We start from the raw sequence: 15,799 nt of genomic DNA, 5'->3' as shown, positions 1-15,799 counted from the left end.
GGGAAGGTGACGAACTTATTTGATTTCCAGCTCGTTCATTGCAGCGATACTAAAACCGCCGTCAACGTGGACCACTTCACCGGAGATGCCAGCAGAGAGGTCAGAGCACAGGAAGGCCGCAGAGTTACCCACGTCTTCGATGGTGACGGTGCGACGGATCGGCGTAACCGCTTCGCAATGCGCCAGCATTTTACGGAAGTCTTTGATGCCGGAAGCGGCCAGGGTACGGATTGGACCCGCAGAGATCCCGTTCACGCGCACGCCTTCAGGCCCCATAGCGTTCGCCATGTAGCGCACGTTGGCTTCCAGAGAGGCTTTCGCCAGGCCCATCACGTTGTAGTTCGGGATGGCGCGCTCAGCACCCAGATAGGAGAGGGTCAGCAGGGCTGCGCCCGGGTTCAGCATGGTGCGGCAGGATTTTGCCATCGCCACGAAGCTGTAGGAGCTAATGTCGTGGGCAATTTTGAAGCCTTCACGGGTAACCGCGTTCACGTAGTCGCCATCCAGCTGGTCGCCTGGTGCGAAACCGATGGAGTGAACAAAACCGTCAAATTTCGGCCAGGTTTTTGCCAGCTCAGCGAACATGCCATCGATGCTTTCATCTTGTGCAACGTCGCATTCCAGAACAATGCTGGAACCCAGCTGCGCGGCAAACTCTTCTACGCGGCCTTTCAGCTTGTCGTTCTGGTAGGTGAATGCCAGCTCAGCGCCTTCGCGATGCATCGCCTGTGCGATGCCGTATGCGATGGAGAGTTTGCTGGCAACGCCGGTTACCAGAATGCGCTTACCGGAAAGAAAACCCATAGCTCTAATCCTTATAATCATTGTGGTGGCGGCTGCCGTCTTTCTGGGCACCCGTCGTTAAAACGCGGCGATAATAGCATGGGTCGCCAACAGAATTAATCCGACCACTCTGCAGAGCCGATCAGCGGTCTTTCCGCCAGGCGTCGGCGGTTAAGGCTTCGCCAAAATGCCCGGCAATTAAACGTTTGGTCAGATCGTGAAGCGGCGCGGCCAGCACCGACGCGGTACTGCCGCGTTCCACCACCGAGCCTTCATGCATCACCAGCACCTGATCGCTGATGTGCTTCATCATTCCCAGATGCTGGGTGACGTAAATATAGGAGATACCCTGTTTCTCCTGCAGCTCCAGCATCAGATTGATTAACTGAGAACGCATTGACATATCCAGCGAGGCCAGTGCTTCGTCAGCGATAATCACTTTAGGTCGCAGGATCAACGCGCGCGCCAGACCGAGACGCTGTTTCTGGCCCGGGGCCAGCATGTGCGGATAGTAGCTGACATGATCCGGCAGCAGGCCGACCATGCGCAGGGTTTCGATAATCTGCTTACGCCGCGCTTCAAACTCCAGATCGGTATTCAGACGCAGCGGGAAATCGAGGATCTGCGAGATACGCTGGCGCGGATTCAGCGAGGTCGAGGGATCCTGGAAAATCATGCGGATCCGCTGACTGCGGAACGAGTAATCGCCAAATTTCAGCAGATGGTCGTCAATCAATACTTCGCCATCGGAGGGTTCGATCATCCCGGCCAGCATTTTCGCCAGCGTCGATTTCCCCGACCCGTTCTCACCGATAATCGCCAGGGTTTGCTTCTCCCGCAGGGTAAAGCTCAGCGGCTTCACCGCTTCGACGGTCTGACGGTGGAATAAACCGGTGCGGTAGCGGAAGGTCTTACTCAGGTTGCGCACTTCCAGCAAGGTTTCGACCATGTCACTCTTTCTCCATGTTCAGCGGGAAATGGCAGGCAAACAGATGGTTTCTCGGCCCGGCAAGGCGCGGCGTTTCAATGCATTTTCGCTGGGCATACGGACAGCGTGGCCCCAGGCGACAGCCGATCGGCAGATGCTCCAGCAGCGGGATCGCCCCTGGCAGGGTGTTGAGACGGCTTTTATGCGGCATAGCGCTGCCAAAATCGGGGATCGCACGGATCAGCGCCTGGGTATAGGGATGATGCGGCATGGTAACCAGCTCTTCACTGCCGGCGGTTTCCACGGTCTGGCCGCAGTACATCACGTCAATCTTATCCGCCCATTTGCTCAGCATCTGCAGGTCATGGCTGATCAGCAAAATGGTGGTGTTGTTGTTCTGATTAAGCCTGGTGAGCAGGCGGAAAATCTGCGCCTGGGTAGTGGGCTCCATTGCGTTGGTCGGTTCGTCGGCAATCAGCAGGCGCGGCTGGTTGGCCAGCGCAATGGCGATCATCACTTTCTGACACTCGCCATCGGTCAGCTCATAGGGGAAACTGCGCATGGCGTCTTTGTGATCCTTGATCCCCACCCGGTGCAGCAGCTCGATGGCCCGGCGTTTGCGCCAACCAAAACGCTGCCACCAGCGGCCTTTATAGGTCCAGGCGGGAATGTTCTGCATCAGCTGTTTGCCGACACGCTCCGACGGATCGAGACAGGACTGCGGCTCCTGAAAAATCATCGACACGTTGTGACCCATCAGCTTGCGTCGCTCCCGGACGGAGAGGCGCAGCAGGTCGATATCGTCAAAGCGCATCCGGTCGGCGGTGACGCGCCAGTTATCTTTCGCCACGCCGCAAATCGCTTTGGCAATTAAGCTCTTGCCCGAGCCCGACTCACCTACCAGCCCGCGGATTTCGCCTTCGCTGAGAGTAATGCTGACGCGGTCGACCGCTTTCACCCAGCCTTCGCTGGTTTTAAATTCAATCGTCAGATTGCGAATATCCAGTAATGGCATTATTCCACCCCCGCCACGATGGCGCGACGAATGCCGTCGCCAAGCAGGTTCACCAGCAGCACGCTCATCATAATCGCCGCACCCGGCAGCATCACCGTCCAGGGAGCAACATAGATCAGTTCCAGCGCGTCGCCCAGCATCGCGCCCCATTCCGGGGACGGGAGCTGCGCGCCCAGATCGAGAAACCCGAGCGCGGCGATATCGAGGATTGCCATCGACAGGGCGCGGGTGATCTCGGTAACCATCCCGGAGGCGATATTGGGCAACACGGCGAACCACAGAATATTTAAGGTGGTAGCGCCATCCAGACGGGCGGCGACCACGTAATCTTTTTCCAGCTCATCGTGCACCAGGCTATAGACCGAGCGCACCATGCGCGGCAGCAGCGCCAGCCATACCGCAAACATGGCGTGGATCAGGTGCGGCCCGGAGAACGCCACCACGATGATCGCCAGCAGCAGCGACGGAATCGACAGCAGGGTGTCGAGAATGTGGTTCGTCACTGCCGAGCGCAGGCCGTGGGTTGAACCGGCGACAATGCCGAGCAGCAGACCGCACAGCGTGGCCGCCAGCGTCACCACAAAAGCACCGCCCACCGTTGGCGCCGCACCGCTCAGCAGGCGGCTTAAGAGATCGCGTCCGAGGTCATCGGTGCCGAGGAAGAAAGAGACTTCGCCGTAACGCGACCACGAGGGCGGTAACAGCTGATAGCCGAGGAACTGCTGGTCAATGCCGTAGGGGGCAAACCAGGAGCCCAGGATGCAGAGCAGCACCAGGCCGCCGCAGCCGTACAGGCCGATCATGGCGGTAGCGTCGCCGTAGAAGTTACGCCACGCGGTGCGCAACGCCCCGGGCGTGCGCTTTTCACTGTATACGCTATCGTAAGGCATACCATTCCTTATGTTTCAGCGGGTTAGCCATAGCGCCCAAAATATCGGATAACACGTTAACAATAATGACCAGCGCGCCAATCACCATCACACCAGCGGAGATCGCGGCGTAGTCCTGCTGGCGGATGGCGTTGATTAGCCAGCGGCCCAGGCCCGGCCAGCTAAAGACCATCTCGGTGATCATCGCCAGGGTCAGCATGGTGGAGAACTGCAGGCCAAGACGCGGGATCACTGGCGGGAGGGCGTTATGCAGAACATGGCGGCGTAAAATCGTCAGCCGCGACAGGCCGCGCGTGGCGGCGGCTTTAACATAGTTCTGATCAAACACCTCGATGGTGCTGATGCGCATCAGGCGGATCACCTCGGTGGTTGGCGCAACGGCCAGCGCCAGCACCGGCAATACCATGTGGCGCACGGCGCTGATAATCATCTCATGCCGCCAGACCGAATCTGAGAGCCAGGCGTCAATAATCGCGAAACCGGTCACCGTCTTCACCGTATACAGCAAGTCGAAACGACCGGACACCGGCAGCCAGCCGAGCGTCAGGGAGAAGAAGAGCGTCAGCAGCAGCGCCAGCCAGAACACCGGAACCGAGAAACCGAGCAGGGCAATGGCGCTGATTAGCTTATCCTGCCACTTGTTGCGGGTGATCCCGGCAAGCATCCCGACCGGGATCCCCACCACCAGCGCAAAGCCGAACGCCAGGATACACAGCTCCATAGTGGCGGGGAACACCTCTTTCAGCTGCTCGGCGATGGGCTGGCCGTTGATGCTGGAGACGCCAAAGTCCCAGTGCAGCACCCCTTCAAACCAGAACCACCACGCATTCCACAGGGAGGCGCCCTGCAGCGGCGCGTGGGGCGTGAAATAGCTCAGACTAAAGCCGACAAAGGTCAGAAAGAAGAGGGTGATCAGCAGCAACAGCAGCCGACGTAAGGTAAAAATAATCACGGTTTTTTCACCTCTTCTTGCTCTTCACGGGAGACGCCGGCAAAGGATGCGCTACCGAACGGGCTCAGCACCAGGCCTTTAATGTCGTAACGGTACGCCTGCAGACGGAGGGAGGAGGCCAGGGGCAGTACCGGCAGCTCTTTAGCCAGAATAATTTGCGCTTCGTCGTAGGCGTCGATACGCGCCGCCAGTTGCTGAGTCGAGAGGGCTTTGCGCAGCACATCATCGAACTCACGGTGGCACCAGTGGGCGTAGTTGGTCTGGGAGTCGATCGCCGCACAGCTCAGCAGCGGCCGGAAGAAGCTGTCCGGGTCGTTACTGTCGGTTGCCCAACCTGCCAGGGTTAAATCATGGTTCATGTCCATCAGGCGCGCCTCCTGAAAACGGCCTTCCACCGGAACGATCACCACCGTGACACCCACCTGGGCGAGGTCGGCCTGCAGCAGCTCGGCGGTCTTCAGCGGGCTGGGGTTCCAGGCCTGAGAGCTGGTGGGCACCCACAGCTGCAGGGTGAGGTTATCCGCCCCCAGCGCCTTAAGCTGTTCGCGGGATTTATCCGGATTATATTCGGTAATTTTAGCCTCGCTATCGTAAGCCCACGAGGCGCGGGGCAGGATGGAGGCGGCGGTTTCTGCGGTACCGTAATAAATGGACTGCATCAGACGCTGGTTATTGATCGCCAGCGCGAGGGCGTGCCGCACCGCCGGGTTATTCAGCGGCGGCTTATTGGTATTAAACGCCAGATAGGCGATGTTCATGCCCGGACGCAGGGTCAGGCGCAGACGCGGGTCGTCGCGCAGAATGGTCAGCTGGCTGGCGGCGGGCCAGGCCAGCACATCACACTCGCCGGTGAGCAACTTCGACAGGCGACCCGTTCCGCCGGAGCCTAAATCCACCACCACCTGGGGCATCAGCGGTTTGCCGCGCCAGAATTTTTCGTGGCGCTGCAGACGAACATACTGCCCGGCGCGATACTCCGCGATCTGGAACGGCCCGGTGCCCACCGGCTGGCGATCCATCAGCTCCTGTTTATCCTTCAGGGTCAGCTGGGTGGCGTACTCCGAGGACATCACCGAGGCGTAGTGCGTCGCCAGATGCCAGAGGAAAGAGGCATCCGGGCGGGCGAGGGTAAACTCGACGGTGCGGTTATCCAGCTTGCGCACGTTCTTTACCGTATCGGCAAATTGCAGGCTGTCGAAGTAAGGGAAACTGCCGCCGTTGACGTAGTGCCACGCATGGTCGCGGTTAAAAATGCGCTGGAAGGTGAAGACCACGTCATCCGCATTCAGTTTACGGGTGGGTTTGAACCATGGCGTGGTCTGAAAGTTCACATCGTCGCGCAGACGAAAACGGTAGGTCGCGCCGTTGTCCAGGACCTCCCAGCTTTCGGCCAGCTCCGGCACCAGGCGGTAGGTATAGGGATCGACATCCAGCAGGCGATCATAGAGCTGCGCGGCGAGGGTATCGACGATCAGGCCGCTGCTCGCTTTTTGCGGGTTGAAGGTGTTGACCTGCCCACTGACGCAGTAGACAAAGCCGCTGTCGCGAATATCGGCGCGATCTGCAGGCGTGGGCGCAGCAAAAGCCTGGCTACTTAACAGACCGAGCGCAATCAGGGACGAGAAAACCAGACGCATAATTTTTAAGGTTTTTAGTGACGATCTGCAAAGTGTATCGCACTTACACCTGCTTCGTAAAAATGTCTGCTGATAAGTGCTGATATTGTCAGCGCATCTGATGCTTTTTGAGCAATGCCCGCAATTGATGGTAGGTCAGCCCCAGCAGTTCAGCCGCCCGTTTCTGATTAAACTTGGCCTCCCGCAGACTCAGCTCCAGCAGCTGCTTTTCCTGCGCCTGCTGGAACTGACGTAAATCCAGCGGCAGGGTGGGGGAAGCGGCGTTGCGGGGCTTATCGACAGGTAATTGTGTGGGGCGATGGAAAGGATCGATGACAATCTCATCCAGCTCGGTTTCGCTGCTGCCATGACGATAGACGGAGCGCTCAACCACGTTTTTCAGCTCGCGGATATTACCGGGCCAGCGGTAGTCGAGCAGGGTTTCGCGGGCGTGCTGGCTAAAGCCGGGGAACAGCGGCAGGCCCAGCTCGCGGCACATCTGGATGGCAAATTGTTCCGCCAGCAGCATGATATCGCTGCGCCGCTCGCGCAGCGGGGGCAGGTTGACGACGTCGAAGGCCAGCCTGTCCAGCAGGTCGGCGCGAAAACGCTCCTGCTCGACCATCTCCGGGAGGTTGGCGTTGGTGGCGCAGACCAGTCGCACATTCACCTGTAACGGCTGGCTGCCGCCCACGCGCTCGAGCTCGCCATACTCAATGACGCGCAGCAGCTTTTCCTGCACCAGCATCGGGGCGGTGGCGAGCTCATCCAGGAACAGCGTCCCACCGTCGGCGCGCTCGAAACGCCCGGGGTGACGACGCTGGGCTCCGGTAAAGGCGCCCGCCTCATGGCCGAACAGCTCGGTATCGAGCAGGTTTTCGTTCAGCGCGGCACAGTTCAGGGAGATAAAGGGGCCATCCCAGCGCCCGGATAAATAGTGCAGACGATTGGCGATTAGCTCTTTCCCGGTGCCGCGCTCTCCGATGATCAGCACCGGTTTATTCAGCGGGGCCAGACGCGAAACCTGCTCCAGCACTTCGAGGAAGCTGTTGGCTTCCCCCAATAACGTATCTTTAAATTCAGCCATGATGAAATTAACCACTTATTGGTGTGATTCACTAAGCGAGAGTAGGGTGGAATGGGCGAAAAAGCAATCACCTTGCGTAAAATCAATAAGATAAAAAACTGGCACGGGATTTGTATTAGCTAAATAGCAGGGCTTAGCCCGATAACAGAACTATGAGGATTCAATTATGGGTATTTTTTCTCGTTTTGCCGACATCGTGAACGCCAACATCAACTCGCTGCTGGAAAAAGCGGAAGATCCACAGAAGCTGGTCCGCCTGATGATTCAGGAGATGGAAGATACGCTGGTCGAAGTGCGTTCAAACTCCGCCCGTGCGCTGGCCGAGAAGAAACAGCTTTCGCGCCGCATTGAGCAGGCGACCGCCCAGCAGAACGAATGGCAGGAAAAAGCCGAACTGGCGCTGCGTAAAGATAAAGACGATCTGGCCCGTTCCGCGCTGATTGAAAAGCAGAAGCTGACCGATATCGTCGCAACGCTGGAGCAGGAAGTGACGCTGGTGGACGAAACGCTCACCCGCATGAAAAAAGAGATTGCCGAGCTTGAGAACAAGCTGAGCGAAACCCGTGCCCGTCAGCAGGCGCTGACGCTGCGCCATCAGGCGGCAAATTCTTCCCGCGACGTGCGTCGTCAGCTCGACAGCGGCAAGATTGATGAAGCTATGGCCCGTTTCGAGTCATTTGAGCGCCGTATCGATCAGATGGAAGCCGAAGCGGAAAGCCACAGCTTTGGCAAACAGAAGACGCTGGATCAGCAGTTTGCCGATCTGAAAGCGGATGATGAAATCGGCGAGCAACTGGCCGCGCTGAAAGCCAGAATGAAACAAGACAATCAATAATAATATCTGCGGCGCCGGCTGGCGCCGCCACTCATCGTAAGACAAGGAGTAGACATGAGCGCGCTTTTTCTTGCCATTCCGCTGACCATTTTCGTGCTGTTTGTGTTGCCGATCTGGTTGTGGCTGCATTACAGCAACCGTTCTTCCCGAAGCGAGCTATCGCAAAGCGAACAACAGCGTCTGGCGCAGTTAACCCAGGACGCGAATAAAATGCGTGAACGTATTCAGGCGCTGGAAGCTATCCTGGATGCGGAACATCCGAACTGGAGGGATCGCTAATGGCCGGACTAAACCTGAATAAAAAATTGTGGCGTATCCCCCAGCAGGGGATGGTGCGCGGCGTCTGCGCCGGGCTGGCGCACTACCTCGACGTGCCGGTAAAGCTGGTGCGCGTGGTGACGGTACTCTCCATTTTCTTTGGCCTGGCGTTTATTACTCTGGTGGCCTATATCATTTTATCCTTTGTGCTGGATCCAATGCCGGACAGCGCGATGGACGATGAAAATGCCCCCACCAGCAGTGAACTGCTGGATACGGTGGATGCCCAACTGTCGGCAGGTGAGCAACGCCTGCGCGAGATGGAGCGGTATGTCACCTCTGATACCTTCTCGCTGCGAAGCCGTTTTCGTCAGCTTTAACGGAGAGAACTCATATGAATCAACGCTGGCAACAGGCCGGACATCGCGTTAAGCCGGGCCTGAAATTCGCAGGGAAGCTGGTTTTACTTACCGCACTGCGTTACGGCCCTGCAGGCGTGGCGGGGTGGGCAATTAAATCTGTCGCCCGTAAACCCGTCCGGATGCTGCTTGCGGTGGCGCTGGAGCCGATGCTGAAAAAAGTGGCTAACCGCGTCTCACGCCGATACTTCTCCCGCTAATTCCTCACCGCACCAGCCCTTTTCGCAATGAACGGGGCTGGCGACGTTTCTTCCTATTTCATCCTTTCTTTGCGTCAGTTCACATTAACGATCTGCGCGCCTTTATGATCGCGTTTTTCTGCCGCCTGGTCCGTTGACAGATATTTACCATGGGAGTAGATTGCCTTTCGTGGGACCGCTACCATGGAAAATAATGTGAACGACAAAATTAAAAACTTAATCAATCTTATTTACGGGAAAACGTTTTCTGAACGCCATGTTGAGATATTGTCAGAAAACATCGGTCGGGGCGCTTCTCTTATTAACGAGAGGCGTAAGCCAGGTTGGGATGAAAAAGATATCGTCCTGATTACCTATGCCGATCAATTCTTTGTGAAAGGGGAGAAGGCGCTGCCCGTTTTTACACGCTTTTATAATGCGTGGCTTGCACGCTCTTTTTCTCATGTCCATCTCTTGCCTTTTTATCCATGGTCATCTGACGATGGATTTTCCGTTATTGATTATCACCAGGTCGCGCCTGAAACAGGCACATGGCAGGATATTGCCGATTTAAAACAGTCGACCAGTCTGATGTTTGATTTTGTGTGCAACCATATGTCAGCCAAAAGCCAGTGGTTTGCGAATTACCTTAAACAAGCCCCAGGCTATGAAGATTTCTTTATTTCTGTCGCACCAGAAACCGATTTATCCGCCGTGACGCGCCCGCGGGCATTACCGCTCCTGACGCCTTTTACACTGGAGGATGGCAGCGTACGCCATCTGTGGACCACCTTCAGCGAGGACCAGGTCGATCTCAATTTCGCCTCGCCAGAGGTGTTGATTGCCATGGTGGACGTGCTCCTGCATTACCTGGCGGAAGGGGCCCGTTATATCCGCCTGGATGCGGTTGGCTTTATGTGGAAGATCCCCGGAACCACCTGCATCCATCTTGAGCAGACTCACCGCCTTATCCAGCTCTTCCGCGCCATTACTGATGCGGTCGCGCCTGGCACGGTGCTGATCACCGAGACCAATGTTCCCCATAAAGATAACGTTTCCTATTTTGGCGACGGGCAAAATGAGGCGCAGATGGTATATCAGTTCTCATTGCCTCCGCTTGTGCTGCATGCTATCCATCGTCAGGATGTGCGCGCCCTCTGTCAATGGGCAACAACGCTGGCTCTACCTTCAATCAAGACCACCTGGTTTAACTTTTTAGCTTCTCATGATGGCATCGGCCTTAATCCGCTGCGGGGTATTTTACCCGAGCCAGAGATCCTCTCCCTGGTAGAGAAACTCCAGCAGGAAGGGGCGCTGGTTAACTGGAAAAATAATCCTGACGGTACGCGAAGCCCGTATGAAATCAACGTAACCTATCTCGATGCATTAAGTTCAAAAGAGGCTGCAGAGGATGAACGCATTGCGCGCTTTATTCTGGCCCATGCGGTGCTATTAACTTTCCCGGGTGTGCCGGCGATCTATATTCAAAGCATCCTGGGTTCAGGTAACGATTATGAAGGGGTTAAACGTCTTGGCTATAATCGTGCGATTAATCGTAAGAAATACCCTGCCGGGCAGATTGATGCCGAACTGGAAAATAAACGTAGCCTTCGCCATAAGATTTATCATCAATTAAGCGATCTTATTGCCCTTCGTCGCACAGAAAAAGCATTTCATCCTGACAGTCAGGCTTTATTTGAAACATCAGGTGAACATACTCTTAAAATTACTCGTGTTGCCAATAAGGGTGAGCGGATAACGGCATTATTTAATTTTAGCGATCGTATTCAGTCTGTTTATTCGGAAAATTTATCCGGTACGGACCTGATTTCACACCAGGATATTCGCGGTACGGATCTGTCCCTGAATCCATGGCAGGTAATGTGGATTAAAGAACACTAAAAAGGACCCTAACAATGAAGACACCCAAAATTGTGCTGATCTCAGCACTGGTTTCGTGCGCCCTGTTGACAGGCTGTAAGGACGACAAAAAGTCTCAGGTCACCATCGAGTTTATGCACTCCTCAGTGGAACAGGAGCGCCAGGCGGTGATTACTCGTCTGATTGAGAAATTCGAGAAAGAGAATCCTGGCATCACGGTAAAACAGGTGCCGGTGGAAGAGGACGCCTACAACACCAAGGTCATCACCCTGGCGCGAACCGGCGCACTGCCGGAAGTGATCGAAGTCAGCCACGACTACGCCAAAGTCATGGACAAGGAGCAACTGCTTGATCGCGCCGCTATCAGCGACGCCATTAATGCTGTAGGGGAAGAGACCTTCTATGACGGCATCCTGCGCGTGGTGCGTACGGAAGACGGCGCGGCGTGGACCGGGGTGCCTATCAGCGCCTGGCTGTCCGGCGTCTGGTACCACAAAGACGTTCTCGCCGCTGCGGGCCTTGAGGAGCCACGCAACTGGGATCAATTGCTGAATGCCAGCCAGAGGCTCAACGACCCAGCCAACAAGCATTACGGCATTGCGTTACCCACGGCGGAAAGCGTGATGACGGAGCAGGCATTCTCGCAGTTTGCCCTCTCGGGTGGGGCAAATGTCTTTGATGCGAAGGGCGATATTGAAATTGATACGCCTGAAATGGCGAAAGCGCTGGCGTTTTATAAAGGGCTGGCGGCCACCACCATGCCGGGGTCCAACGATGTCATGGAGATTAAAGACGCCTTTATGAACGGCTCCGCGCCGATGGCCGTTTACTCCACCTACATCCTCCCGGCGGTGTTCAAAGACGGAAACCCTGCCAACCTGGGATTTGTCGTCCCGACGGAAAAATCCTCTGCGGTCTACGGCATGGTGACCTCCCTGACCATCACCTCCGGCCAGAGCGAAGAGGAGACCAAAGCCGCAGAGAAATTTGTCACCTGGATGGAGCAGGCCCAAAACGCAACCGACTGGGTGATGATGTCGCCGGGTGCGGCGCTGCCGGTTAACAAACTGGTGGTCGGGACCGAAACCTGGAAAAACAACGACGTGATTAAAGCCTTTGGGCATCTCCCTTATGAGCTAATCGCCCAGTTCCCTAATGTGCAGGTATTTGGTGCCGTGGGTGACAAAAACTTTACCCGCATGGGTGACGTCACCGGGTCCGGCATTATCAGTTCTATGGTGCATAACGTCACCGTGGGTCAACAGGACCTCAACGCGACGTTAAGCAGCAGCCAGAAGCGACTGACTGACCTGATCACACAACGATAGGCGCGCACTGCGGAAGGGAATTATGAAAACGTTGTTTTCTGGTCGTTCAGATATGCCTTTCGCCATGCTGCTGTTGGCCCCCAGCCTGATTTTGCTGGGGGGCCTGGTGGCCTGGCCGATGATATCCAACATTGAAATCAGTTTTTTACGCTTGCCGCTCAATCCGCGCATCGATGCGGTGTTTGTGGGGCTGGATAACTACATCCGCATTTTGAGTGATGCCGCGTTCTGGCACTCCCTGTGGATGACGTTCTGGTACACCGCGCTGGTGGTGATGGGCAGCACTGGGTTAGGGCTGGCGGTCGCCGTCTTCTTTAACCGGGAATTTCGCCTGCGTAAAACGGCGCGCTCCCTGGTGATTTTGTCCTACGTCACCCCGTCGATATCGCTGGTCTTTGCCTGGAAGTACATGTTCAACAACGGCTACGGCATTGTGAACTATCTGGGTGTGGATCTGCTGCATCTGTACGATCAGGCCCCGCTGTGGTTCGACAACCCCGGCAGCAGTTTTGTGCTGGTGGTGCTGTTCGCCATCTGGCGCTACTTCCCGTATGCGTTCATTTCGTTCCTGGCAATTCTGCAAACCATCGATAAGTCATTATACGAAGCGGCAGAAATGGACGGAGCCAATGCCTGGCAGCGTTTTCGCATCGTCACGCTGCCCGCGATTATGCCGGTGCTGGCCACGGTCATCACGCTGCGCACTATCTGGATGTTCTACATGTTTGCCGACGTGTATCTGCTGACCACCAAGGTCGATATTTTGGGCGTCTATCTCTACAAAACCGCCTTTGCCTTTAACGACCTCGGGAAAGCCGCGGCGATCTCGGTGGTGCTGTTCGTGATCATCTTTGCCGTCATTCTGCTGACCAGAAAAAGGGTAAATCTCAATGGCAACAAATAAACGCCTGCTGGGCCGGCTCGGTTTTTATCTGGGGCTGGCGGTGTTCCTGATTATCACGCTGTTCCCGTTCTTCGTGATGTTAATGACGTCGTTTAAGAGCGCGAAAGAGGCGATATCGCTGCACCCAACCATTTTGCCGCAGGCGTGGACCCTGCAGCATTACGTCGACATCTTCAACCCGCTGATCTTCCCGTTTGTGGATTACTTCAGAAACAGCATGGTGGTGTCGCTGACCTCATCGGTGATCGCAGTATTTCTCGGCACGCTGGGGGCATACGCCCTCTCTAAACTGCGGTTTAAAGGGCGGGCGACGATCAATGCCAGCTTCTACACCGTCTATATGTTCTCCGGAATTTTGCTGGTGGTGCCGCTGTTCAAAATCATCACTGCGCTCGGAATTTATGACACCGAGCTGGCGCTGATTATCACCATGGTGACCCAGACGCTGCCGACGGCGGTATTTATGCTGCGCAGCTATTTCGACACCATCCCGGACGAGATCGAGGAGGCCGCGATGATGGACGGCCTTAACCGCCTGCAGATCATCTTTCGCATTACCGTGCCGCTGGCGATTTCCGGTCTGGTGTCGGTCTTCGTCTACTGCTTTATGGTGGCGTGGAACGACTATCTGTTCGCCTCTATTTTCCTGTCCAGTGCCAGCAACTTCACCTTGCCGGTAGGGCTTAACACGCTCTTCAGCACGCCGGATTACATCTGGGGTCGCATGATGGCCGCCTCGCTGGTGACAGCACTTCCGGTGGTGATCATGTACGCGCTGTCGGAACGTTTCATTAAAAGTGGTTTGACCGCCGGGGGCGTAAAGGGCTGAGGCGGCCGATTTTAACAAGGAGTCAGTCATGAAGAAGTTAGTTGCGACAGCGCCCCGCATAGCGGCGCTGGTGGAATATGAAGATCGTCCGGTTGCCGTTCACGAAGTGAAGATTCGTGCCCGCTTTGGCGCACCGAAACACGGTACCGAGGTGGTGGATTTCCGGGCGGCGAGTCCGTTTATCGATGAAGAGTTTAACCCGGAGTGGCAGATGTTTACCCCCCGTGAAGAGGGTACGGCTCGTGGGATCGAATTCGGCAAATTCCAGCTGGGGAATATGATCGTCGGCGACATCATCGAGTGCGGCGCCGACGTGACGGATTACCAGGTCGGCGAGAGCGTCTGCTGCTACGGGCCGCTGCAGGAAACGGTGATTGTTAATGCCGTCAATAACTACAAGCTGCGCAAAATGCCGCAGGGCGCGTCGTGGAAAAATGCCGTCTGCTATGACCCGGCGCAGTTCGCCATGAGCGGCGTACGGGATGCGAACGTCCGGGTCGGGGATTTCGTGGTGGTAGTCGGGCTGGGGGCGATTGGTCAGATAGCCATTCAGCTGGCGAAAAAAGCCGGAGCATCCGTCGTTATCGGCGTCGATCCTATCGAACACCGCTGCGAGATTGCCCGCCGTCATGGGGCGGACCATTGCCTCAATCCGATCGGGACCGATGTCGGTCTGGAAATCAAAAAGCTGACCGGCAAGCAGGGCGCGGACGTGATCATCGAAACCAGCGGCTTTGCCGATGCGCTGCAATCCGCCCTGCGCGGGCTGGCCTACGGCGGAACAATCTCTTACGTTGCCTTCGCGAAACCCTTCGCAGAGGGCTTTAACCTCGGACGTGAGGCGCATTTTAACAACGCGAAAATTGTCTTCTCCCGCGCCTGTAGCGAGCCTAATCCGGATTACCCGCGCTGGAGCCGCAAGCGGATCGAAGAGACCTGCTGGGAATTGCTGATGAACGGATACCTCAACTGCGAGGATCTGATCGACCCGGTAGTGACCTTCACCACCAGCGCTGAAAGCTATATGCAGTATGTCGATCAGCACCCGGAACTGAGCATCAAAATGGGCGTCACTTTCTGAGCTAAGGAGAGCACACAATGAAAATCGCAACGCAAAACCAGGCCTTTTTCCCGACCAACATCCTGGAGAAATTCAGGTTCATCAAAGCGATGGGGTTTGACGGCTATGAGATCGACGGCAAGCTGCTGGTGGAGAATCTGGATGAGGTGAAAGCCGCCATTAAAGCCACTGGGTTACCGGTGACCACCGCCTGCGGCGGCTACGACGGCTGGATCGGTGACTTCATCGAAGAGCGTCGCCTGAACGGGTTACATCAGATTGAACGCATTCTTGAAGCGCTGGCTGAGGTCGGAGGAAAGGGCATTATCGTTCCTGCCGCCTGGGGGATGTTTACCTTCCGCCTGCCGCCGATGACCTCCCCGCGCAGCCTCGACGGTGACCGCAACGCGGTGAGCGCCTCGCTGCGCTGGCTGGATGAGGTGGCGGCGCGTACCGGGACCACCGTCTACCTGGAGCCGCTGAACCGCTATCAGGATCATATGATCAACACCCTGGCGGATGCGCGCCGCTATATCAAAGAGAACGCCCTGAAGCACGTGCAGATCATCGGCGATTTCTATCATATGAACATCGAAGAAGATTCGTTGACGGAGGCGCTGCATCACAACCGGGATCTGCTTGGGCACGTGCATATTGCCGATAACCACCGTTATCAACCAGGCAGCGGCAGCCTGGATTTCGCCACTCTGTTCGATCAACTGCGTGCCGACAATTATCAGGGCTACGTGGTGTACGAGTGTCGCGTTCGTGCTGACGATCCTGCGCAGGCTTATCAGGACTCCCTCACTTATTTGCGTGAATGCTAAGGATGACG

17 protein-coding genes are annotated in these 15,799 nt (G+C 56.3%); 10 read left to right on the top strand and 7 right to left on the bottom strand.

The annotated features are described in order from the left end of the window. Positions 1 to 15 precede the first annotated feature (15 nt). From fabI to pspF, 7 genes are all read right to left on the bottom strand, one after another. Positions 16 to 804 (bottom strand): enoyl-ACP reductase FabI, encoded by a 789-nt coding sequence (gene fabI, locus G7090_RS12720; RefSeq protein ID WP_166182672.1) that lies wholly within the window; start codon positions 802 to 804, stop codon positions 16 to 18. A 121-nt stretch (positions 805 to 925) separates the two neighbouring features. Further along, the gene (gene sapF / locus G7090_RS12715; protein WP_106993135.1) at positions 926 to 1,732 is read right to left on the bottom strand and encodes a putrescine export ABC transporter ATP-binding protein SapF; all 807 of its coding nucleotides are present in this window, start codon (positions 1,730 to 1,732) and stop codon (positions 926 to 928) included. Between the two features lies 1 nt (position 1,733). Then, positions 1,734 to 2,726, bottom strand: coding sequence for a putrescine export ABC transporter ATP-binding protein SapD (gene sapD / locus G7090_RS12710; RefSeq protein WP_166182671.1), 993 nt, complete (start codon positions 2,724 to 2,726; stop codon positions 1,734 to 1,736). Continuing rightward, positions 2,726 to 3,616, bottom strand: coding sequence for a putrescine export ABC transporter permease SapC (gene sapC, locus G7090_RS12705; RefSeq protein WP_106993133.1), 891 nt, complete (start codon positions 3,614 to 3,616; stop codon positions 2,726 to 2,728). Before sapC ends, sapD begins: the two co-directional genes overlap by 1 nt. Next, positions 3,603 to 4,568: a putrescine export ABC transporter permease SapB gene (sapB, locus tag G7090_RS12700; protein WP_166182670.1), complete on the bottom strand. Its 966-nt coding sequence runs from the start codon at positions 4,566 to 4,568 to the stop codon at positions 3,603 to 3,605. Before sapB ends, sapC begins: the two co-directional genes overlap by 14 nt. Beyond that, positions 4,565 to 6,205: an ABC transporter substrate-binding protein SapA gene (gene sapA / locus G7090_RS12695; RefSeq protein ID WP_166182669.1), complete on the bottom strand. Its 1,641-nt coding sequence runs from the start codon at positions 6,203 to 6,205 to the stop codon at positions 4,565 to 4,567. Before sapA ends, sapB begins: the two co-directional genes overlap by 4 nt. Positions 6,206 to 6,293: 88 nt before the next feature. Further along, complete coding sequence (gene pspF / locus G7090_RS12690) at positions 6,294 to 7,271, bottom strand: phage shock protein operon transcriptional activator (protein ID WP_166182668.1); 978 nt, start codon at positions 7,269 to 7,271, stop codon at positions 6,294 to 6,296. 166 nt (positions 7,272 to 7,437) lie between these two features. Between pspF and pspA the strand changes: the two genes are divergently transcribed. The 10 genes from pspA to G7090_RS12640 all read left to right on the top strand — a co-directional run bounded on the left by pspA (position 7,438) and on the right by G7090_RS12640 (position 15,791). Further along, positions 7,438 to 8,106 (top strand): phage shock protein PspA, encoded by a 669-nt coding sequence (gene pspA, locus G7090_RS12685; protein ID WP_106993129.1) that lies wholly within the window; start codon positions 7,438 to 7,440, stop codon positions 8,104 to 8,106. A gap of 54 nt (positions 8,107 to 8,160) precedes the next feature. Then, positions 8,161 to 8,385 (top strand): envelope stress response membrane protein PspB, encoded by a 225-nt coding sequence (pspB, locus tag G7090_RS12680; protein ID WP_106993128.1) that lies wholly within the window; start codon positions 8,161 to 8,163, stop codon positions 8,383 to 8,385. Further along, positions 8,385 to 8,744: an envelope stress response membrane protein PspC gene (gene pspC, locus G7090_RS12675; protein ID WP_166182667.1), complete on the top strand. Its 360-nt coding sequence runs from the start codon at positions 8,385 to 8,387 to the stop codon at positions 8,742 to 8,744. The genes pspB and pspC overlap by 1 nt, the downstream gene beginning before the upstream one ends. Positions 8,745 to 8,758: 14 nt before the next feature. Further along, positions 8,759 to 8,983 carry a phage shock protein PspD gene (pspD, locus tag G7090_RS12670; RefSeq protein WP_106993126.1) on the top strand — a complete coding sequence of 75 codons (225 nt, stop codon included), beginning with the start codon at positions 8,759 to 8,761 and terminating at the stop codon, positions 8,981 to 8,983. 183 nt (positions 8,984 to 9,166) lie between these two features. After that, a complete protein-coding gene (locus G7090_RS12665; protein ID WP_305848659.1) occupies positions 9,167 to 10,864 on the top strand; it encodes a sugar phosphorylase in 1,698 nt (565 codons plus the stop codon). Between the two features lie 14 nt (positions 10,865 to 10,878). After that, a complete protein-coding gene (locus G7090_RS12660; protein ID WP_166182666.1) occupies positions 10,879 to 12,171 on the top strand; it encodes an ABC transporter substrate-binding protein in 1,293 nt (430 codons plus the stop codon). 22 nt (positions 12,172 to 12,193) lie between these two features. Continuing rightward, on the top strand, positions 12,194 to 13,075 hold the full coding sequence (locus tag G7090_RS12655; RefSeq protein WP_106993123.1) for a carbohydrate ABC transporter permease: 882 nt from the start codon (positions 12,194 to 12,196) through the stop codon (positions 13,073 to 13,075). Continuing rightward, positions 13,062 to 13,904, top strand: coding sequence for a carbohydrate ABC transporter permease (locus G7090_RS12650; protein ID WP_166182665.1), 843 nt, complete (start codon positions 13,062 to 13,064; stop codon positions 13,902 to 13,904). Before G7090_RS12655 ends, G7090_RS12650 begins: the two co-directional genes overlap by 14 nt. Positions 13,905 to 13,932: 28 nt before the next feature. After that, complete coding sequence (locus G7090_RS12645) at positions 13,933 to 14,985, top strand: zinc-binding alcohol dehydrogenase (protein WP_166182664.1); 1,053 nt, start codon at positions 13,933 to 13,935, stop codon at positions 14,983 to 14,985. Between the two features lie 17 nt (positions 14,986 to 15,002). Continuing rightward, positions 15,003 to 15,791: a sugar phosphate isomerase/epimerase gene (locus tag G7090_RS12640; protein ID WP_166182663.1), complete on the top strand. Its 789-nt coding sequence runs from the start codon at positions 15,003 to 15,005 to the stop codon at positions 15,789 to 15,791. The last annotated feature ends 8 nt before the right edge of the window (positions 15,792 to 15,799 follow it).

This window comes from Leclercia sp. 29361 (assembly GCF_011290365.1).
Lineage (GTDB): Bacteria > Pseudomonadota > Gammaproteobacteria > Enterobacterales > Enterobacteriaceae > Enterobacter > Enterobacter tamurae.
Note: the sequence above shows the minus strand (reverse complement) of the source record. Positions and strands in the feature narration are given on the sequence as shown.